The sequence below is a fragment of the Dyadobacter sp. UC 10 genome (genome assembly GCF_008369915.1).
Classification (GTDB): Bacteria; Bacteroidota; Bacteroidia; order Cytophagales; family Spirosomataceae; genus Dyadobacter.
In genome coordinates, this window is the sequence record NZ_VSRN01000001.1 from 3,396,510 (window position 1) to 3,418,121 (window position 21,612).

Below are 21,612 nucleotides of genomic sequence, written 5' to 3' on the forward strand. Positions count from 1 at the left end.
TATCGTTTCAGATTAATTTTTGTCTGATAATTGATCACATTTGAACCTGTTTTAAAAGCTAAGTTCTAAAAATGATTTTTGCGCAGATTTCAAAAGTGGTTGATCCGATAGCTGTAAAGCTGGACAGGTGGTTTGACGAAGGGATTCGTTTCGTGCCAAATATGGTGATTGCTATCGTGATCCTGGTCATTTTCCGTTTTTTGGCGAGGTATGGAAGCCGGTTTATGGAAAAGGTACTTGGCCGGGCGTCTCAGAATATTGCGCTTGTCAGCCTGGTTTCAGCGATTACCAGGATCGCTATTGTGATGTCCGGCCTGTTTTTCGCCCTGGGTGTACTGGGATTGGACAAAACGGTTACTTCCCTGCTGGCTGGTGCCGGCGTGCTGGCCCTGGCGCTGGGTTTCGCTTTTCAGGATCTGACGACGAATTTTATCTCAGGTGCCTTCATCGCGATTCAACGTCCGATCAAGGTGGGCGATGTGATCGAAACCAATGGATTTACCGGTAAGGTACTGTCCATCGGGTTGCGGTCGGTAAAGATGGATAATTTCGCTGGCCAGCAAGTTGAGTTGCCGAGCAAGGATATCTTCCAGAAACCGATCGTAAACTTCACTTATTCAGGTGAAAGAAGGGTGCAGGTTGATTGCAGTATTGGTTACAAAGACGATCTGGTCGTCGTAGAAAACCTGGCGCTATCCGTCATCACGCAGCTGGATTTTTTACAAAAGACGAAACGAGTTGAACTGAACTTCACCAGGTTCACCGAAAAAAGCATTGACTTCGAAATCCTTTTCTGGATCGACCAAGCCAGGATCGGCCCGGGGCCTGCGAAAAGTTTGGCGATGAAGGCCGTGAAGCGAGTTTTTGATGAGAATGGGATTTCGTTTCCGACGCCGGTAGCGCCGGTAAGAGTAGGAACAAGCCCTCATGATTTCAAGGAGCTTTGATTATAGAGAAATTGTAATTGCCAGAAGGAGTAGACGCCGTAACTATATAAATTCCAGGAGCCAACTGTGACACATTTAACGCTATTTTCCCATTTTCTAAAACTAATTTTTCATCCCTCAAAACAATTTTTCCTGCTGAGTTAGTTACGGTCAAATTACAGGTTTCAATATCAAGATCTGATATTTCAAAAAACAAGGTCGATTGCACGGGGTTGGGGAAAAATTTTAGGCCGGAATTAGCTGGCGATTGTATCGCAATTATTTTGCTGTACGCGAACGTGCCGTCTTTGTCTACCTGCTTTAGCCGATAGTAATGCAATGCCCTTTCAAGGGTACGGTCGGTAAAACTGTATTTATTGGTGATTGCCGAAGTTCCAACACCCGCCATCTTTGAAATCGCGGTAAAATCCTTTCCATTGGTAGATCTCTCGATCACAAAATGTTCATTATTAACTTCCGCAGCTGTTTCCCACAAAAGAACATTTCCCTCGGCAGTATTTTTCCCTTCGAATTTTGACAGAGTCACCGGCAATGCGCCCCCCGCAGGCGCGTCGGAAAGCCCAAAGCCGCTAAAACCACCAGTGAAGGTCGCTGTATAAGCGAAGTCGGAGTTTAGAATAGCTAGACTGGCGGGGGCAGAAATGCTGTTTGCCAGAGTCGCCTGGGCTATGCTGCCTTCGCTCTTGCCCATCGACTTAATTTTATTTCCATTGAAAGTGGGCAGTTCTGAGGCTTTGTAGTATAGGGTTATTTCATAATTTCCGTTGAGATCATCGTTGGTTGGAGTGACTTTGAAAGTTTTGGTAGTTATGCTGTATCCGCCTACCCAGGCCGTTTTGTCAGTTCCGGCCCGGTCGACTTCAACCGACGTACAGCCATAATCGTGGGCGGTCAGGTTTTTGATTTTGGCAATGAGATCGCTGGATTGTGGGTCACGGAAGTAGACCGTCGCGTTTGGGCCTAGGTATTGGGAGTCGGGGGTTGTTGAGACTGCACTCTGAATCGCAGGTTTGTAAGTTCCAGAAACTTGAACATTGTCGATTAGCCACCAGTAATCCCAATTTGCGATATACCTAAATCTAATTTTCATTGCAGGGTTAGCATAGGCAATTGGTATAGAAATATTGATGTTGGACGGTGATTTCCAATACCCCAATGTTCCACCTGCCTGATCTTGTGTGAGCAAGTTATGCCATGAAGCTCCGTCCCAAACGTCTATCATTGCCTGTTCGGGGAAGTCGTATTGATAAATTCCCAAATACTGCGAAAATGATAGATTTATTGATGTCAGCTCAGTAGCGTTGAAGGCCGAAGTTTCAACCGTCTGATCCATTGGCCCATTTCCCAGTTCACTTGAGATAGCAAGTAATGGAGGGCCACTTGTGTCTAATGAGTACTGAGTCCCCCAGTCGACAACACCCCAGGTTTCAGGATACTTGCAACATCCGGAAATTTTCCAGCCAGCGGGAATTGAATGATTATTGAAATCTGCGGAAATCAAATTGCTTTGCACAGTTCCAGGCATTATATCATCATCTGTTATTGTTAGAACGTGCTGTTGATTGAATGTTTCTGGCGTTGCATTGCCTCCATCGGGGCTAGACAAGGAATAACTTAGCGTGATGGACTCGCTATCTTCAACATACGCATCATTGTATATTCTTATAATGACATCTTTAGCTAACTGGCCCGCTTGTAAGACAAACGATTCGGGTGTAATACTGTAATCCGAATTGACGCCGTTATTTGCAGTCCCTGTTGGGCTATTTAGTGTTACAGTTACGGGATGTGAAGGCGCTTTATTGATTTTAATTGTGACAGATTTTTCAATAAAAGGCAAGCATCCATATGGATCAGAATTAGAAATGTTCGCTTCTCCTTCATTTACCCAGGAACCAGCTTCTGTAAATTGCACTGTTGGTCTGGTACAAGAATAAACCCTAACATCATCAACAAACCACCCTTCCCATCCATCACAACCATCGCTATGTAATTCCCATCGAAATTGAATCGACTGGCCAGCGGTGAGTCCGAGTGCACTTAAATTGATTCGACTCTGGCCCCAATCTGAGGTTACAGCACCTTCATTTCCACCAGAAAAAAAATCAAACAGCACTGTGTTGTATCCATTGGCAATGAATGCAGACTCTGGGATATTTTGCCAAGCTCCCGCGTTAATCTTGTAGCTAATACTTCCGCCGTCCCGTCCAGATTCAAGTGACACAAAGTGATCAAAGGCAAGAGTGAAGGGGCCAATAGCATCCACAGGAACTGTAATTTGAGGGCTGCTGATATTTGTCGAGCCGCTTTTGATATTATTTTCACAATTTCCATCCGTATTCCTGGCAAAAATTACTTTCCCGCTTCTACCAGCCGGCGGAGTATTGTTTATCTTCCAAAGAGGTGGTGTCCAGTTTCCATAAGCACTTGAGGTGCTAAGCGTCCAGTTGGCGATCCCATTTTCAAAGTTTTCATAAAAAAATGCATTTTGTGGAGAGGCACCATCACATAGCACATCAACCGGCTTAAATAGTGGCTGAAAGCTGCAGTTATTTTCTATTCTCATTTCAATCGCAGCAATTACTTCGGACAATTCTGAAAGGTCAGCCGCCGTAATTTTGATACCTGAAAAACCGCTGTTAACAGCTTCCGTTGATAATTTTGGTAAGTCGATTCCAATCAAGTCTGTTAAAGAAGCTTCCAGTATATCTGCTTGCGCCGCAAAGTCTGTCGTTGAAGTCATATGAACCTCTTGGGCATGCCAGAAAATGTGGGCTGCTTTTGTGAGGCCGAGGCCCTGAATGGTTTTTCCATTGTAATTGCCGCCATCTACCAATAAAGCAAATGCATGATTCAAAATCCCAGAGTTAGAATGTACTCCGCCAGCGTCTCCGTTATCACACCAATATTGTTGATCAGAAATTTTACCAGGATCTCCGTTGCAGGTAGGATCCCACATATCTCTAATTGCACCGCCAAAGGCCGTTGCCTGCTCTCCGGTGCGCCATCTTGTTGAGCTTCCGCAGGCATTTCTTATTCCGTTGTTTTCTCCATTGTCAAAGTAGGCGTTCAATAGATCAACGGTTTCTCCCCATATATCTGAGTATGATTCATTGAGTGCGCCAGCTTGCCAGGCATATATGAGTCCACTTGTATATTCAGTATACGCATGCGCCCATTCGTGGGCAACCACATCATCAGCCGCAACATCTTGGCAGAAATTAGCTGTTGAGCCATTCCAGCTTGCATTGGCACAATTGATATTGTTATGAACCGTAACCATCGCCGCCCCCGCATTATCATACGAATTCTGCCCAAATGCATTCTTCATCAAATTATAAATATGCCCCGCCGCATCAACTTCTGATTTCTGCCATTGATCCAGGGCATTGTACTTCGCCCCGCCGGTTCCATCCGACTCCTGCCATTTCAAATTGGGATCAGAAACGGATGTTTCATACAACTTGCGATCAATGCTGTGCATGCCCGTGAACTGTTCCACCAGCTCCTTTGAATGTGCATCGATATACAAAAACTCTCTGACATCTGCATCATTGCGTACTTCCACTTCATAGACCAAATGCAGAGGCCCCTTATAGCCTTGCGCAAGACCCTTTTGAAATACAAACAGCGCATTTTTATTGATTTTCAATGGTGCTGCAAACTTGCCGGTTTTCTGCCCGGTCACCAGCTTGATCGCGGTTTGCCCAACTTCTTCCGATGATATTGACGGAGTTGCATTCAGGTTTTCAGCGATGATGAAATTGCCGTTCAGAGAAGTCAGTCTGCCTTCTTTATTAAAATGGAATTTTAAAACCCCGTCATAAACGGGTACCCTATCATGGAATTGTTGCAGGACGACGTGATCAAGCCCGTAGTTGTCTCTTTTAACTTCTTTGACCTGATAGGAATCTTTAGCCGGGTTTCTTTCGAACAGATTAGCATACTTCGTAATAAAAAACAATGCCTTTTGCTCAGGCGAAGAGCCTTCCAGATTGAGCGCTTGGCCGATCGGAAACCTGAGATGATTGAGAGAATTGGTAGCCCTGTCTGTGGTCGTGATTGCGCCAGTTTGGCTGGCAAATGCATCAATATCTCTCTGACGGCTATTTTGAGCGAAAGATGATCCGTTGAAAAACAGAAAAACAATTAAGAGGAGGATAGGAGATTTCATCGTATACCTAATCAGAAGGTTCCAAAAAATGTTATGGAATTTCTGTAGAACCAGGCATACTTGATAAATCGATTATCAGACGGCTTGCAGCTACTGATCAGGAGGATTATTTTCGGCTTTTTAAGGTGGTACTAACAAAACAAACCCCCGCCTCATTCGAAACAGGGGTTCTCTATGAACCTTAATGTAATTGCTTAGTACCTGTAAGTCTCCGCTTTGAACGGTCCTTCCGTTGAAACACCTATGTAGGCAGCTTGTTCTTCAGTTAAAGGTATCGAGGTTTGCACCAACGTGTTTCAGGTGAAGCGCGGCTACTTTTTCGTCCAATGCTTGCTTTCCTGACGGGCTGCTATTGTCGTTTGACAATCAGCTTTTGGGAGAAAACCAGATCATCGCGCCGGACAGTGACAATATAGGTCCCTTCCGGGATACGCGTCACATCCAGCCCCTGACCCGCAGACCAGGCCTGCTGCTGCACCAGCCGGCCATCCGTGCTGTGTACCTGCATCGTGTAACCGCCGCCTACTGCCTGTTCGGTCATGTTCTCGACCGCCACCCGGGTTTCACTGCTGGCAGGGTTGGGCCACAACGCCAGTTTGCTCTGGACTAGCGTACGGGACGCCGGCTGGTCGGGGATAGGGCGCTCACCCAGTTCTGCCGATACCCGCCCACGCGAATTTTTCGCAGGATAACTGAGATTCGATGTGAATCCAATTCCACGCTCCAACACTGCACCTACATTTTCTTGTGCAATGGAGGAATGCCCGGTGAACATTGTCACGGTCAAGACTGTAATCAAACTAAGATGCCTGTTGAAATTCTTAAAACAATTTGCCATAATTTCTCTATTGATGGGTGGATTACTTCGAATACGTATATTTAAAAGTCGTTACCTGGCCATTTAAGATCTGCCCTATCTCGGCCCCAACAAAGTATATATTACAAGGCACCTGGATATTGTTACCGATTACCGCTTTTTCGTTCCCGTCTTCCAGTGCCTTGATGGTAAAGAATGCAGGACATTTGTTCGAATTGATTGAAAATATACGAACGGAAACTTCATACAGACCTTCTTCGGGGTCTGTAAAGAATGCAATGTCCTCGCCTGCCCCGCTTGTGTTGTCCTGCACATACCTGTCTATGTCAGAATAAGTGAAAGTGTAGCCCGATGGTGTTTTGATAATCATATCAAAATCATCTGAGGACAACTCCTCCAAAGTAAAAGCCAAATCTGAATTGATTGGTTTGTTTTCCTTTTCCGGTTCTGCTTCAGTCTCAAATGTGCGGGTAATGGTTGGACTGTTACAGCCATTGGCGCCCAAAGCTTGTACATTGAACTCATACGTTGTGCCAAATTCCAGGTTGTCAACCAAGATATCCCTTGCCGTCAGTATGGTGCTCAATATCGTTTCTACAAAGCCATTTTCATGTTTAACCAGCTTAAATTGATAGTTCCCTGCCTGACTTGGATCGTCCCATTTAAAATGTACAGTGTTGTTTTCCTGTAATGGCACACCGCTTTCATCACCCGGGCTTAAATTCGTAGGAACGGGCGGGGTAACACTATAATCCCCAATCGCCTCCGGCCCAAAGATCCATTCCCCGCCAGCGCCCATGACACCGGCAGCCACTTTATAAACATACTTATTGGGAAAGGTCGACATATTGGACAGTTTGCCTGCCAGCTGCCCGGTCTGATACGATCCCAACTCTGTCTGGGTGGTCCCATTAACACCTGTCAATTTGTAGGTTTGAGCCCCTGCCACAGTCTTCCAATGCAATACCGGCTCACTGCCAGCTTCCACGCAATCTATATTGTCCACCTCCGGCTTGGGCGCCAAATTCTTGTCAACAATGAATTGGTGCCACTTGGCCACTTCACCTTCTTCTTCCTCGACAATGAAAGGCGGCTCCGGTTTTTTGCGCGGCACCATCGCCCAGTGGTATGCCTTTTTGTCTTCAACACCCTGCAAACCAGGAACATGGACAGCAAAGCGCGCAGAACCTACTTCCTCTGCATTCGCGGGCGATTCATAAAAAGGCTCTTTCAGGTAAAACTGGTAGTAGTCGGCCACGTCAGGGCTGAGCCGCGTGGAACGCAAAACGACATCTTCTCCAAACAGCGGCACATGTTTGCCGTCAGCAGGGGATTTTAGCGTGATTGTCGGCATATCGGTCTCGAATGAAATCTCTTCTGTCCAATCACTGTAAATAGTCTTAAACTGCTCTTTTTCAGCATCAGTCAGCAGTTGCAGCAGCCCGCCTGGCAAGACATGGACAGCCTTTTCTGAACCCAGTCTTTGCTTGCCCGCAACAGCATAGCTGTAAGGCTTTTTGGCAGACAAGGCCAGCTTTTTCTTAATGACTGCACTTTGATCGTCTTCGTCATAGGGCACGTCAACCGGGATAGTATGCTCGGCAGCCGTACCCTCAGGGTCTTTCACATGCATATCATAGCCCATGGCGCCGACCACACTGCCGAAGCTGAAAAAGCCCGACCAGGCAGGCACCGTCTCCCCTTTCAGCGGCCAGATGCTCACCGGAGCCGGGACAGGCCCCGCAGTAACAGGGTATGGCAATGTCCATTTCTCTTTCCCTAAAAGCGATTCGCAAAACCCGGGGTCGTCGGTGGCTTCGCAATGCGCGCGGGAATCAGGGCCCTGCGCCAGGTGAGAGCGCACAAAGTATTTGCCCGGTTCCAGGTTGATGTAACCATAGGTCATACCAGTTTCCAGGTCAGGGGCGCTGCTGTTCACAAACCGGTAAACAGGCGCCACATTATCATTGAATGCCATACTGGTGCTCACCTCAAAAAGACGGTAGCTCTCGTACATCGGATATTCCGCCTCAACACCCACCTTCATAGCCCAGGGGTACACAACCGCATCGTCCTCTGGGAAATGTGCCAAAGTCGAGGCATAATCCCCCAACCCCAGCACAGCTGCCCAAGCGTCGTAAAACGCAATGTGCTCCTTGGATTTGGCGTGGTATTTCACAGGGTCCAACTTGTGAAGCTCTGACAAGGTCGCCATACGGAATTCTTCGATGGTGGCGTTTACAGAAACTGAGCGATAGGCTTCCCACAGGACACGCAATACCAGTTCTTTATCAATTTTGTTCACGAAATAAATCCTGCCGTTCAATTCCGGATCCGTATAACCCTCATCCTGGCCATTTGAGTCGGCGGTACTGTGAATAAGCAAATAATAAAAGAGATTGAGAAAACCTGAATTCCGCTTCGGATCCGGGCTCCAATTGACCCCATTGTATACTGCGGGTTGTCCATAAAGCTTTGGTTGAGAAAAATCCATTAAAGACGCAGGTTCTTCCAGATCTTCATTTAACGTCCAAAGTTGTTCGGTACCTGGGTTCTGCGCCTCGCTCTCATAATCACGCTTGATGGCTAGTGCAAAAATCCCTGCTAACGCTTCTCTCAATGTCTGCCATTCTAAGTTGTCTGTTCCCAGGTATAGGTCATTCTTCAAAAAGGAATTCACTGCAAAGAAATATTGGCGGCTGATTTCGTCCCTGTTCGCCGACTTACCCTCGTTTTGATAGTAAAATATGCTATCAGAAGTTTCAAATGCAGGATACAGGGGCAAACCATCGTAGGGCTCAATTGCGTTCGTTATTTTGAAACTGCCAGTGCCATCCAGACCAATGTGGCCAAATTTATTTTTAAACCAGCTATTTGCAAGTGAAGAGTATTTGTGGATGCTTACTGCAACTTTAGATAAAGACTCATCATTTTCGTAAGAAAAGACTCCGTTCATGTCGCCGTCGACCAATGGAGCTGACTGACCTGTTTCCGGATCAATTGCCATAGTTTGGATACCTGGCATGTCTGTGCAGTCATTTAGCGTGAGCATCATCTCACTTGTCGGATTTTGGTCCCTCGTACTTTTTTGAGCAGCAATCAGGACATCGCCGTTGTAATAAGACAGGGCATTGGTGCCAGGAAGGCATTCTATATTGTATGTATTTGCCCAAGGAGTCCCAACGCCGACTGCACTCCATGCATTCATGACTTGTCTGTAAATGTGAGATCCGGCCGGGTGACCCATTTCAACGATCGTGGCAAGGGTTTGTTTCCTTAGATCAGGATAGTCGGATGTTAATGTGATTTTTCCGCTTGTGAAGGTTTTGAAAACAATGTCCAGCGTAAGTTTGTAACTGCTGAATTTATCATTTGGGATTAATGGTAAAACTTCAAATTTGCCGAGAGCTGCATCGTCGTCAATGTAGCCCTCCTTTTTTTCACCTGATGCAAGTAAATAGAACCAGTAATCCCCTACCATTCCATTTGACTGGGGCGCATAGTTCGGATCGGAGACAGTTCGAAAGTTCTTTCCATTATACGTAGAAGGGTGATTGAAATTTTTTGGCTTGTTAAAAGGCCGCACGGATGAACTGTATCCATTATCCTGGTGAGTGCCGTATCGCCAGTTTGGTTTGTTAAATGCGCCTCCATTTTCTATTTCATAAAAGTTCATCATCGAAAGGCCCATAATGTCGCAAAATGATTCCATTAGTGCGTGTAGCGGAATAGGGTTGTCGGCATACCCGTCGTATGCTGGGTTTCCAAGCGTTGGAACATGGTGTAAAATTCCGTGGCTGATCTCGTGTGATATCAGGTCCCGGCTTACGCTGGGAGCCTCAGGCGTGTAAGTTGCTATCCGATGATAGATCAGCGTGTCATTGTGGCTATACATTGTGGTACCATGGTGATTAAAATCGATAACGGTAGTAATGCATTGATCTCCTTCTTTGTCCATCCCGTTCCAACCAAAAAAGTCATGCGTGAATTGGGTAAACTTTTGTGTAGCTTCCAATACGCTGGTAGCGAATACACTCTTGACGGGGTGCTTAAAACCATTTGGAGGATCATTCAAATAAGAAAGAGAATTGAAGGGTCCATTTTGCGGCCAGGTAGTTACGATAGATGCAAAAGGCAGGTATTTGTCTAGCAACACGTTTTGTGGATCATAAATCAAGGCCGCGACTTCCATAGGAGCAAACAATCGAAGTTCAGGCCACTTAACGGAGCACATCGCTACTCCGGATGTGTAGTAAGGGCTCAGGGGTAGCAGCGGGTGGATTCCGTCAAATTCACCGATCGGATCGAGGAGGTATGCTGTCGCATAGAAAGTCGTCGGCCCATGGTACAGAGTTTCCCCTAAAACGACAGGGTACGGGACAGGATTGTACATCACTCCCAAGATCCCAAAAAGATTATTGCCTGGTTGCTCGGCGGGATACTTTTGTGACGGATAGTAACTCTGAGAAACTGCCCCTTGATTCAGCCAAAGAATACAGAACGTCAGGAAAAGATATACACGTAAATTTTTGCACATAGAGAAGGATTTTTAGTACAGAATGGCCGAATATATCTGGTGTTCCTATCAAAGTTGCAGAACCCTGATCCATCAATGTGCAACAGGCTTCGGTTGCGTTATCAACCGGCTTTCCTCCGACGAGAAACAAAAAGCCCCCGCTACAAACGCAGCGAGGGCCTTTAACTGAACATCAATTTACAAAAACCTTTCGTGAAGTCTGGTGACCATTTTTATGCGTAATGACGAGAACATACATTCCGGGACTAAGCTTGCTCACATCCATGATATTTTCCGTCGTTGTCAAAACTGATTTTCCAACTGTTGTTAAAAGCTTTGCACTCCTGATCTCATTTTCTCCACTGATCTCAATAAATAGTTTGTCAGAAACCGGATTGGGATAAATTCTGATATGTTCTTCGTTTGACGGGCCTGCCAACGCTTTTCTGGAAAATGTTTCCTGGATTTCCTCCTCCGGCGCCGGCGCAGTTGCATTTCCGGTCAGATACGAAGGCAGGTAACGCCAGGGACCATACGTCTGCCCGGTCAGTGCCAGTGCGGGATCATATTTAACCCGCACCCGCACCTTGGTAGCAGGGCCTTGCTTGGTAATCAAGTTTTTTAGTTCCGTACCTGGCAGCCCAAGATTGGCATAAGTATTTTGCGAACCAGAGGATTGCGTGCTATTGCTGATTACATTGTTCGCCCCTTTGGAAAATCCCTGCCCAGTCGGTTTCGTCTCCCAAACCAGCTTCCCTTTATTTCCACCCAGAAAAGACTTAGCATACAACCCCGCCCCAAAGTTATTCTGGGCGAATTGGGTTTGGTTGATTGGGGTGGTAAGGTTGGTGTTGTAGAGGCGGAGGTTGTTTCGGAGATTACCTCCGTTTCCGTTGCCATAATGAATGTACACAATCCCTTCATTAAGTTGACCATTGTCATGTTGGTGAGCTCCCATAATAATATCGCTAAATCCATCCCCGTTGATATCTCCGGCCCCGGACACTGAATTTCCAAGAAATGCACTTTCTTGATTACCTTCCAGTTTGAAAGAATAGTTCGAATTCAATCCAGATTCCGATCCTTGATAAATATAAGCTGCACCTTCGTTGGGTTGTCCATTTGAATATCCCAGAGAACCAACTAAAATGTCGGAGTAACCATCCCCATCGACATCTCCGCCACTGGCAACGCATGAGCCAAAATAGCCGTACGCAACATTGCTTTCAATAATTTTTGGCACCGTAGTAATACCTCCCTGTGAACCGTAATAAACGTATAGAGCACCCTCTGTCAGCTGACCGGAAGTGTAGTGCGTTGCTCCCGCTACCAGATCCATATATCCATCGCCATTGATATCACCAGCTCGTGATACATTTCCACCGAGCCTGCATTCGGCCTTACCGGATTGCAGGACTAAGTCATAATTTGCCTTAACACCCAGAGCCGAACCGTAGTGAACCATAATCGCACCTTCATAAGCTTCTACCTCTGAATAGAAAGGACTTCCAACTGCTACATCTCCAAAACCGTCTCCATTGACATCGCCTAATCCTGCGACAGCGCCCATATTAAATCCATTGGAGCTTCCATTAATTTTTGTAATTGCGTTGTTAGTTATGCCATTCCCAGAACCGTGATAAACAAATGCAATTCCCTCATCGGAGTGCTGCTGCTCCACATCTAGTCCCGGAGCACCCACAATGACATCACTATATCCATCACCATTAATGTCGCCTGCACATGCCACCGAATTGCCGAAATTCCCATCCTCCTCTTGTTGACCTTCGAGTTTGGCCTTTATAGTATTGATTATGCCTTGAGCTGAGCCATGATAAATGAACGCTGCACCAGCATTATTTGCTCCATATAGGGGGACTCCAATAATTATATCGCCATAGCCGTCACCGTTCACATCGCCGGCAGAAGCAATGTTGCCCATGCGTGCATGTTCCTGGTTGCCTTCTATTTTAACAATGGGCTGAGGATTGAGCCCGGTATGAGCGCCGTGATAGATAAAAACGGCTCCTTCACCTGTTTGCCCATTATCGTATCCGTCTGTCGCAATACCAATATCATCGTAACCGTCTCCATTGACATCGCCTACGTTGGCAATAGACCAGCCCATCTGAGCGAGAGGCTTGTTGCCTTCTAATTTTAAGGACGAGATAGGTGAGACATTATTCGCCCCCCCATTCCAAACAAACGCCCCACCTTCATCCACTTGCCCGTTGTCATAAAAAATTGCCCCGGCAATTACATCGCTGTACCCATCCCCATTCACATCACCAGCACTGGTCACACTGCAGCCAAACTGTGCACTGGCCTGGTTACTTTCCAAGGTGGATATCGGAGTGGTCGAGATTCCTGTCTGGCCACCCTGATAGATGAACGCTGCCCCCTCATTACTCTGCCCGTTATCGTAAAGCATTGCGCCAACGATTACATCCGAATACCCGTCCCCATTTACATCACCGGCACTGGCGACCGAGTTGCCGAATTGTGCCTCTGCCTGGTTGGATTCCAGGGTGGTTGCAGCTACCACATTGATTCCTTGCGCTGAGCCATAATGCACAAAGGCAGCCCCTTCATTGGTCTGGCCTTTGTCGTACATAATGGCGCCTGCGATGATGTCGCTATACCCGTCCCCGTTTACATCACCGGCCGTGGACGCCGAGTGGCCCAGGTATGCATTTGCCTGGTTGCTTTCCAGGATAGTTGCCGCATTGTTCGGGTTAATGCCCAGGGCAGAGCCGTGGTAAATGAAAACTGCACCTTCGTCGGTTTGGCCTTTGTCGTAATGCCTGGCACCGATCAGGATATCGCTGTAACCGTCCCCATTCACATCACCGGCCCCACTTGAACAAAACCCCATCATTGCCTCCGCTTGGTTGGCCTCGATGATAACGGGAGTGTTAGTATTAAGTCCGGCTGCCGAGCCGTGATACAAAAACACAACTCCTTCGTTGGTTTGCCCTTTGTCATAAGTCCAGGCGCAAACCAATACATCGCTGTAACCGTCCCCGTTCACATCACCAGCCAGCCCGACCCTATTGCCCATATTTGCTTCGGCCTGGTTGCTTTCCAAAATCACAGAAGCAGTGGTGCTGATCCCCTGCGCAGAACCATAATACACAAAGGCAGCGCCTTCATTGGTTTGTCCTTTGTCATACAGAAACGCACCTACGATGATATCGCTGAAACCATCTTTGTTGATATCTCCCGCCGAGGAGACATAGCACCCGAACTTGGCATCTTTCTGATCGGATTGAAGCATGACAGGACTTGCTATGTTGATCCCGCTCGCGCTCCCATAGTAAAGGAATGCCGCTCCTTCGTCGACCTGACCATTGTCGTATTTGTAAGCGCCCACAATCACGTCGCTATATCCGTCCCCATTCACATCACCTGCGCTGGACACGGCCCCACCCATCCCAGCTTGGGCCTGGTTGCCTTCCAGGGTAGCATTTGCATTTCCAGGGTTTCCATTAGTAATAATAGGGTCGATGGTGACGGGGAATTCAGCATTATCAACGGATACATGGATTGCAATGAGACCATTTTCCAATCCAAGAGAAGCAGCGAGTGTTTTTCCGGTTGCGTCCCAGCATTTGAGACCTTTGTAAATTAGCTTCTCTTTATTATTCTCTGTATGAAAATGCAGGGTATTGTTACGCAGATCCTCTACATGCATCCCTTGCGCCAGAAGTTTAACAGTTAATTCTTTTGTATCGGCCGGAGCATTTTCTATGATAAAATTTTGGCGGATACCTTCCTCGTTATTGATAAATTCCTCGGTAAAACCAGGATGTTTGATGAGGAGCTTGCTGTCAGCGGTTTCTTTTGCAGCGCTTGACAAGGCCTTGTAAATCTGGTTGTCATCAGCAAAAATGCCTTTGTTCACAATTTTTAGCCGGAAATTAAAACCCGCAGAATCAATGCGGTTCGCCACTGTGAGAGTCCCTGGTTCGTAGTACGCACGCAGATTGTGTTTGCGGTTGGGGCTTTGGAAGGAATTTTTCTGATCGTCGTACGAAATGTTGTATTCGCGCCGGGTAAGACTTTGCCGGATGTCGGCAACCGTTTGTTCCGGGAAAATGTCTGTTTTTGATAAAGCCTTGGCGCTTGACGTGAAAGGAGCATATGTCAGTTTTGCTGGATAGTTACAGCAGAACATGTACGCTGCAGTTGCTAACGCAGCGAGAGCAGGATAGAGATAATGTTTTTTCATACTGATTTTGATCAAAAGGTCTCAGCCAGTGTCAGGCCTTAGTCAAAATTCAGATTCTCAAAGCAATAGTATGTAGAACAATGATTTAACGGAAGGTGTAATGAGCAGACGTTAAGGGTCTTATGTAAATAAAACCCCCGCTTCTCATTCGAAGCAGGGGTTTCTCTATGAACCTTAATGTAATTGCTTAGTACCTGTAAGTCTCCGCTTTAAACGGTCCTTCCGTTGAAACACCGATGTAGGCAGCTTGCTCCTCAGTTAAAGTATCGAGGTTTGCACCAACGTGCTTCAGGTGAAGCGCAGCTACTTTTTCGTCCAGTGCTTTTGGAAGAACGTATACCTTCTTCTCGTAAGCAGCCGTGTTGGTCCAAAGTTCGATCTGGGCCAAAGTCTGGTTTGAGAATGAGCAGGACATTACAAATGAAGGGTGTCCCATCGCGCAGCCCAGGTTTACCAAACGACCTTCCGCCAGTACGATAATGTCTTTTCCTTCAACATTATAGATGTCAACCTGTGGTTTGATCTGAGATTTGGTGTGACCGTAAGAGCTGTTCAACCAGGCCATGTCGATTTCGTTATCGAAGTGGCCGATGTTACAAACTACGGCTTTATCACGCATGTTGCGGAAGTGCTTTTCGGTAATGATCTTGTAGTTACCTGTCGCAGTAACGAAAATGTTCGCACGGCTGGCAGCTTCGTCCATCGTTACTACTTCAAAACCGTCCATTGCTGCCTGCAGCGCACAAATAGGGTCGATTTCAGTAACCAATACACGGCAGCCTGCACCACGGAGTGATTCCGCAGAGCCTTTACCTACATCACCGTAACCAGCTACAACCGCTACTTTACCTGCAAGCATTAAATCAGTCGCGCGGCGGATAGAATCTACCAGCGATTCACGGCAGCCGTATTTGTTATCGAATTTCGATTTGGTAACCGAGTCGTTGACGTTGATTGAAGGCAAATGCAATGTGCCGTTTTTGTAACGCTCGTACAAACGGTGAACACCAGTCGTAGTTTCTTCCGAAAGTCCGCGGATACCATCGATCAGCTCGGGGTACTCATCGAACACCATATTGGTAAGGTCGCCGCCGTCGTCAAGGATCATGTTCAAAGGCTTGCGCTCTTCACCGAAGAACAACGTTTGCTCGATGCACCAGTTGAATTCTTCTTCGTTCATTCCTTTCCAGGCGTAAACCGGGATACCTGCCGCTGCGATTGCCGCTGCTGCGTGATCCTGCGTAGAGAAGATGTTACAAGATGACCAGGTAACTTCTGCACCCAGCGCTGTCAAAGTTTCGATCAGAACCGCAGTCTGGATTGTCATGTGCAGGCAGCCTGCAACGCGGGCACCGGCAAGTGGCTGCGACGGGCCGTATTCAGCACGGATTGCCATCAAACCAGGCATTTCAGCTTCTGCCAGTGTAATTTCTTTGCGCCCCCATTCGGCCAGCGAGATGTCTTTTACCTTGTAAGGAATGTACGTTTCTGTTGACGTTGCCATTATTCGGATTTGTTTATGGAAAATCTATGGAAGCCACAAAATTAAATATAAAAACCACCTCAATGAACTTTCGTAGATGATAATTGCCGTTTTGAGTAGAAATTTGGATTTTTTATCTATTTGCAAGAGTTATCGCCAACTATTACGGACATAACCATGGTGTCAGGCTGATTTGAAAGATATTTTGTCTGTCAGTCGTGAACTAGACAGAACAATGCCGTTTGTCGACAATTTCCCTACGTATGTCTACCCTCGTTTTTGGTTAAATCTTTGGGTGGTGAATTAATTATATTTGTACATGCGCCCAAATGTCCCGATACTTTCTGATCCGGTCAACAAAAGGATTTTATTGCACGTGTTGTTCTGGCTGGCTATCCTGATAGTCCTGACGTTTATTTATGGGGCAGGAATGCCGGATTACTGGCTGTCGCTGGGTATTGTAGGTATGTTTATGCCTATTCATATTCTCTACTTCTACTGCATAGCTTATGTGCTGATCCCCAGGTTCTTCAACCGGAAAAAATATATCGCTTTCAGTCTGTACCTGATTTTATGCGTAGTCGGTTCGACGCTCCTTTTCCGGCTGATGGAAATACTTGTTGCAGACCCGATCATTTTTGCGGCAGTAAAAAAGAAAGACCCCACCTTCGACTGGATCAAATTGCACGGTACTTTCCGCGAACAGCTCGCCAAGCCCGTATATCTGATCAGTGCGTTTGAGCAGACCAATATTTTCGTTTGGATAGCCCTATCAATTAAATTTTTCAAAATGTGGTTCGAAAGAAGGCAGGCTGCTATTGAAGCAGAGCTTAACTTTCTCAAGGGGCAGTTACACCCCCATTTTCTTTTTAATACGCTCAATAACCTTTACGCATTAACCCTCAATCAATCGCCACAATCGCCGTCGGTGGTGATGGGGCTGGCGGAGATATTGCGCTATATGTTGTACGAGGCCAATACGGATATCGTGGAGCTGGAAAGGGATATCCGCATTGTGGAAAGTTACATTAAGCTGGAAAAAATCAGGTACGAAGAGCGGCTTGACATTAATTTCAGTATAAACGGACTCGTACCGGGACAGAAAATTGCGCCTCTGCTGATTTTGCCGCTCGTCGAAAATGCATTCAAACACGGTGCCAGTGAGCAGGTCGGGCAGGCCTGGATTAATATAGATCTGAGGGTTAAAAACAGTATTCTTAAATTTAAAATTGCGAACAGTAAACCGGAGAATACGATCATCGAAGAAAAAAAACACCACGTAAGTATCGGGCTGGCGAATGTCAGGAAAAGGTTGGATATCTTGTATCCCTCAGCGTATCAGCTACGTATTTTAGAGGAAGATGACGTATTTGCCGTTATCCTCGAAATCTCGCTCGACAAGCGTATCGAACCCTGACCAACCATGAAAATAACTGCGATCTTAGTGGACGATGAGCCCCACGCAATTGAGGTACTCGACAACTATCTGGGTAATTTCAGCGAGATAGAGATCGTGGCGCGCTGTCAGGATGCGATTCAGGCGTTCCAGTTTTTGCAGCAACAGAAAGTGGATCTCATGTTTCTGGATGTTAAAATGCCGGGGCTAAAGGGTACCGATCTCCTGAGAAGCCTTAAAAATCCGCCGAAAGTGATTTTTACTACTGCTTATCAGGATTATGCAGTCGAGGGTTTTGATCTCAATGCGGTTGACTATCTATTGAAGCCAATTCCATTCGAACGGTTTCTACGCGCTATCGACAAGGTTTTCACCGGTCTGAATATAAGCAACCAGTCTGTGTCGGTCGCGCAGAAAAACTTTGTGAGCAATAAGGATATTTATCTGTACCTCAAAGTCGACCGGAAGATGGTAAAGGTGAACGTCAGCGATATCTATTGGATAGAGAGCCTGCGCGATTACATTAAGGTTGTGTTAAAGGACAAAGTGTTGATTTCCAAGCAAAAAATAAGTCTCCTGGAAGAGCTGCTTCCTGAGGACAGCTTTATTCGTATTCACCGTTCATTCATTGTGTCTGTCGAAAAAGTGGAGAGTTATCATTCTCACAAAATAGAAATCGACGGCAAAGAACTCCCCATCGGCCGCAATTTCAGAAACGATTGCCAGCGCCGCTTCAAATTAATTTTCTGATCCTTATCTATTTATCCCCGGGCTGAAGCCCGGGGCAATTGATTTTTTCCTGGGGGCTGAAGCCCCGGGGAGCTTCGAATTGACTTTTTCCTCCTTCCTCCATTCCTCCTTCCTCCATTCCTCCTTCCTCCCTCTTCCTACAAATGGCGTTTGTCGATAAAAAAAGTTGTTAATCGACGGTTACTAACTATGCTTCCCTATCCTCATTTTTTCAGCTTAAAATTGCAGCGCCATCAGCATGATGGTTGAAACAATTTCAAGTTAATAGCCAGTTAGCCATGTTAAAAAGTAAAAGAATCCTGCTCGCAGTCCTTTCCATGGGACTGCTGATAGCGGGATGTAAAGACAAAGAAGATGTGAAGCCCACCGCAACGCTTACAGCCCGCGCGGGTGCCGATCAGAATGTGAAAGTCGGAGATGTGGTGAACCTTGATGGAAGCGGTTCTACGGATTCGGAAAACAAAACGTTTGAATACAGCTGGACCTTCTCGAAAAAACCCGCCGGAAGTAATGTAACCCTCACCAAACCAACCGATAGCAAGCCTGCCTTTACGCCGGATCTGCCTGGGGAATACGAAGTTGAGGTCAAGATCAGCAACGAAAATGGACAAAGTGCCGACAAGGTCCTGGTTACGGCAACAATGATTGAGCCTATCGTGCTGGAAACTAATATCAAGGATAAGAAAGTTTTGGAAGACCGGGTGGCCAATCCGGACATTCCCGATTACATCGTCAATGCGAACGTGCAGATCAATGCCGAGCTGACGCTGAAACCAGGGGTGGTTATCGCCTTTGCCCGGGATACGCGGTTGGAACTGAATGATAACGGAGGTATCCTGCTGGCAAAAGGCGATTCTTTGAAGCCGATCCGACTGATCGGCAAAGAGCCTACAAAAGGTTTTTGGGGAGGTATCGTTTTCAGGTCTTCCAATGGGGCTAATGAGTTGGAATACGTAGAGGTGGCCCACGCAGGAAGCAAGACCCTGATCAACACAATCAAGGCAGGTATGGCGGTCATCGGTTCATCCAGGGCGAAAATCAGCATCAAGCATTGTTTGTTTCAAAAGAATGACGGCTACGGATTGTATATCGAAGAAAGGGTAGTATTGTCTGGCTTTGAAAAAAACACATTCTCTGAAAACACCGAAGCCGGAATTTTGCTCAATGCGAATAATGTCGCGAGTCTGGACTATAACTCAGTATTTTCAAAAGCAAATGGCCGAAATATTATAGAGATATATGCTTCAACACTTTCAAAGAATCTAAATACAGAAATCATTTGGGCGGGTTTTAAAGACAAAACACCTTACCGCATCATGGAAGGACTAGGCTCGGACGCCAACTGGAAGCTGATGCCTGGTGTAATCCTGGAAATGGGCCGTGGCGCCAGGCTGTCGATCGATGACGGTTACTTTTACGCAAAAGGTACCGAGGCTTCCAAAATCATCATCCGTCCGGCGGAAAATGAGCGGGCATATTGGAGAGGGATGATCTGCTTCTCGCAAAACTCGAAAAACCTGATGGAGCATGTTGATTTCTACGGTGGCGGAAGCATTGCGCTTGTTTCGGGTAAAAAGACCAACATCGCAGTGTACGGAGGCGGTGCCAGAATGGAGATCAGGAATTCCCGCATCGCAGGTAGTGGCGGATACGGTATTTACGTGAATTATCAGGCGGTTGTAAATGAAGACATAGAAACCGCGAATGTATATGCAGATAATGTAGAAGCTAAGGTGTTGAAAGAATAGCGGGAAATGGACGAGCTAACCCCATGCGTCAGCCTGATTTTCGGGCTGATCGCATTCCTCACAGTGTTCACGTTCCACAAAGCGGCAGGTGCCAGCACAAGCGTCGGGATAGCCCTACTATTCTGGGTTACCCTTCAGAGCGTCCTGTCGGCTTCCGGTTTTTATAAAACTACCGATACCATCACTTTAAAGCTTTCATTGGTGACGCTTTTGCCATTGTTTTTGCTGGTCTGGCTCTTCTCTGCCAGGCCGGGCAAAGCGTTTCTTGACAGCATGGATATGCATTTACTTACGGTTATCCACGTCGTCAGGGCACCGATGGAAGTAATACTTTACTGGCTTTTCGTGTATGGGATAGTACCTGCGGAAATGACGATTGAAGGTGGAAACCTGAATATTGTGGCCGGTTTGACAGCTCCTCTCATTTATTATTTTGGGGTATTGCAGGGGAAAATCAAATGGCAGTTGATGGTAAGCTGGAACCTGATCAGTCTTGGGCTGCTGGTTAATGTTGTGTTGAAATCGACGCTGATGACACCTTTTCTGTTCCAGAATTTCGCCTTTGAACAGCCGGTGGTCTCTGCTTTCTATCCCCCGTTTGTACTCTTGCCGGCGGTAATTGCGCCGGTGATCATCTGCGCGCACCTGGCGGCGATCCGAAGTCTTATCAAAACAAATTTCGACCAGGTCAAAGCCCCGATCGGTGAGCGTCTTATTCTGAAACAACTCATGATCAAATCTTTATCCAGCCATGCCAAACATAGAAATTAAGCTGCTGGCGGCAATTCTTGTGGCCAGCATACAAGTCGGCGCGGCAGGAAAGCAGCGTCCGTTCAGGCAGCCGTATCCTGAACAAGGTTTCTGGGTTGTGGAAACTTTGCCGGAAAGCGATTCGACAATTGTACGTTACTACGCAACGAGCATTGATCTCGTATCAGAGCAAAAAGAGAAGGGGAAGCTGGATGTCAGTAAAAGGTCGACCCGGAAATATCTTAACAAAAAACTGAGCAATGAGCTCGAAAAGGGCCCGCTCGGTCGATCAATACCAAAGCTATATGAAATCAACTGAGTTAGTTCCTCTTATCAGGATTATCGGGATAATCCTTTATTTTTTTATTGCAGCGCAGGGGGCATTCTATCATTTCGGGTTTGGCAAGGCGCTTTATCAGATTCCGTCCGAACATTTCATCGAGCTTCGGAAAGCGGTTGATCCGGTAGTCAGAAGTAAATTCAAAGCCCTCTATCTCTCGGCGCTCGCTGTTATGTTCGTGTGGTTTTTGATCGCTGATAAGTCGACAGGATTCTGGTCCTATGGCTTTGTTCTGCTTGCCTTTATCCTCTTGATCGCAGATATGGTGCTGATTCTGAAGTTCAGCGAGCCGGTTAACGAGCTTATCAACAGTGATCTTTTGAATACCGAAAAGGAGTACAGTAATGCGCGGTCAGAGTGGCTCAAATTCATCCTGATCAGAGGGTATCTTTCTCTGACGGGCTTTGCGATGCTGATCATCCACCTCGCATTCAAACCTCGTTAATATCTATTTCTTACA

General features: G+C 46.6%; 12 protein-coding genes and 1 pseudogene. 7 read left to right on the forward strand and 6 right to left on the reverse strand.

Annotated elements, in window-relative coordinates:
• The first annotated feature begins 71 nt into the window (after window positions 1-71).
• Window positions 72-947 carry a mechanosensitive ion channel family protein gene (locus FXO21_RS14080; protein WP_149640666.1) on the forward strand — a complete coding sequence of 292 codons (876 nt, stop codon included), beginning with the start codon at window positions 72-74 and terminating at the stop codon, window positions 945-947.
• On the opposite strand, the gene FXO21_RS14085 is transcribed toward FXO21_RS14080, so the two are convergent.
• The 6 genes and pseudogenes from FXO21_RS14085 to ahcY form a co-directional block, all read right to left on the reverse strand.
• Window positions 934-5,121, reverse strand: a complete 4,188-nt coding sequence (locus FXO21_RS14085) for a M4 family metallopeptidase (protein WP_149640667.1) — start codon at window positions 5,119-5,121, stop codon at window positions 934-936. The two genes, FXO21_RS14080 and FXO21_RS14085, sit on opposite strands and share 14 nt — an antisense overlap.
• Window positions 5,122-5,315: 194 nt before the next feature.
• Window positions 5,316-5,448, reverse strand: a pseudogene (locus tag FXO21_RS14090) (adenosylhomocysteinase); the annotation flags it as partial.
• 22 nt (window positions 5,449-5,470) lie between these two features.
• Window positions 5,471-5,959, reverse strand: coding sequence for a T9SS type A sorting domain-containing protein (locus FXO21_RS14095; protein ID WP_149640668.1), 489 nt, complete (start codon window positions 5,957-5,959; stop codon window positions 5,471-5,473).
• 22 nt (window positions 5,960-5,981) lie between these two features.
• The gene (locus FXO21_RS14100; RefSeq protein WP_149640669.1) at window positions 5,982-10,475 is read right to left on the reverse strand and encodes a M4 family metallopeptidase; all 4,494 of its coding nucleotides are present in this window, start codon (window positions 10,473-10,475) and stop codon (window positions 5,982-5,984) included.
• Window positions 10,476-10,647: 172 nt separating this feature from the next.
• Window positions 10,648-14,685 carry an FG-GAP-like repeat-containing protein gene (locus tag FXO21_RS14105; RefSeq protein ID WP_149640670.1) on the reverse strand — a complete coding sequence of 1,346 codons (4,038 nt, stop codon included), beginning with the start codon at window positions 14,683-14,685 and terminating at the stop codon, window positions 10,648-10,650.
• Between the two features lie 187 nt (window positions 14,686-14,872).
• Window positions 14,873-16,189, reverse strand: coding sequence for an adenosylhomocysteinase (gene ahcY / locus FXO21_RS14110; RefSeq protein ID WP_149640671.1), 1,317 nt, complete (start codon window positions 16,187-16,189; stop codon window positions 14,873-14,875).
• A gap of 298 nt (window positions 16,190-16,487) precedes the next feature.
• Here ahcY and FXO21_RS14115 point away from each other — a divergent pair, with 298 nt between their 5' ends.
• The 6 genes from FXO21_RS14115 (at window position 16,488) to FXO21_RS14140 (ending at window position 21,597) form a co-directional block, all read left to right on the forward strand.
• Window positions 16,488-17,585 carry a sensor histidine kinase gene (locus FXO21_RS14115; RefSeq protein ID WP_149640672.1) on the forward strand — a complete coding sequence of 366 codons (1,098 nt, stop codon included), beginning with the start codon at window positions 16,488-16,490 and terminating at the stop codon, window positions 17,583-17,585.
• A gap of 6 nt (window positions 17,586-17,591) precedes the next feature.
• Complete coding sequence (locus FXO21_RS14120; protein ID WP_149640673.1) at window positions 17,592-18,314, forward strand: LytR/AlgR family response regulator transcription factor; 723 nt, start codon at window positions 17,592-17,594, stop codon at window positions 18,312-18,314.
• 278 nt (window positions 18,315-18,592) lie between these two features.
• A complete protein-coding gene (locus FXO21_RS14125) occupies window positions 18,593-20,062 on the forward strand; it encodes a PKD domain-containing protein (protein ID WP_149640674.1) in 1,470 nt (489 codons plus the stop codon).
• A gap of 6 nt (window positions 20,063-20,068) precedes the next feature.
• On the forward strand, window positions 20,069-20,833 hold the full coding sequence (locus tag FXO21_RS14130) for a hypothetical protein (RefSeq protein WP_149640675.1): 765 nt from the start codon (window positions 20,069-20,071) through the stop codon (window positions 20,831-20,833).
• Complete coding sequence (locus FXO21_RS14135; protein ID WP_149640676.1) at window positions 20,814-21,131, forward strand: hypothetical protein; 318 nt, start codon at window positions 20,814-20,816, stop codon at window positions 21,129-21,131. The genes FXO21_RS14130 and FXO21_RS14135 overlap by 20 nt, the downstream gene beginning before the upstream one ends.
• Window positions 21,118-21,597 carry a hypothetical protein gene (locus tag FXO21_RS14140; protein WP_149640677.1) on the forward strand — a complete coding sequence of 160 codons (480 nt, stop codon included), beginning with the start codon at window positions 21,118-21,120 and terminating at the stop codon, window positions 21,595-21,597. Before FXO21_RS14135 ends, FXO21_RS14140 begins: the two co-directional genes overlap by 14 nt.
• Window positions 21,598-21,612: the final 15 nt, after the last annotated feature.

What these genes read in the sequence shown, in the direction of transcription:
- FXO21_RS14100 (WP_149640669.1), bottom strand. Translation starts at nt 10,475, where the DNA reads ATGTGCAAAAATTTACGTGTATATCTTTTCCTGACGTTCTGTATTCTT.
- FXO21_RS14085 (WP_149640667.1), bottom strand. Translation starts at nt 5,121, where the DNA reads ATGAAATCTCCTATCCTCCTCTTAATTGTTTTTCTGTTTTTCAACGGA.
- FXO21_RS14115 (WP_149640672.1), top strand. Translation starts at nt 16,488, where the DNA reads ATGCGCCCAAATGTCCCGATACTTTCTGATCCGGTCAACAAAAGGATT.
- FXO21_RS14095 (WP_149640668.1), bottom strand. Translation starts at nt 5,959, where the DNA reads ATGGCAAATTGTTTTAAGAATTTCAACAGGCATCTTAGTTTGATTACA.
- ahcY (WP_149640671.1), bottom strand. Translation starts at nt 16,189, where the DNA reads ATGGCAACGTCAACAGAAACGTACATTCCTTACAAGGTAAAAGACATC.
- FXO21_RS14080 (WP_149640666.1), top strand. Translation starts at nt 72, where the DNA reads ATGATTTTTGCGCAGATTTCAAAAGTGGTTGATCCGATAGCTGTAAAG.
- FXO21_RS14135 (WP_149640676.1), top strand. Translation starts at nt 20,814, where the DNA reads ATGCCAAACATAGAAATTAAGCTGCTGGCGGCAATTCTTGTGGCCAGC.
- FXO21_RS14105 (WP_149640670.1), bottom strand. Translation starts at nt 14,685, where the DNA reads ATGAAAAAACATTATCTCTATCCTGCTCTCGCTGCGTTAGCAACTGCA.
- FXO21_RS14125 (WP_149640674.1), top strand. Translation starts at nt 18,593, where the DNA reads ATGTTAAAAAGTAAAAGAATCCTGCTCGCAGTCCTTTCCATGGGACTG.
- FXO21_RS14140 (WP_149640677.1), top strand. Translation starts at nt 21,118, where the DNA reads ATGAAATCAACTGAGTTAGTTCCTCTTATCAGGATTATCGGGATAATC.
- FXO21_RS14120 (WP_149640673.1), top strand. Translation starts at nt 17,592, where the DNA reads ATGAAAATAACTGCGATCTTAGTGGACGATGAGCCCCACGCAATTGAG.
- FXO21_RS14130 (WP_149640675.1), top strand. Translation starts at nt 20,069, where the DNA reads ATGGACGAGCTAACCCCATGCGTCAGCCTGATTTTCGGGCTGATCGCA.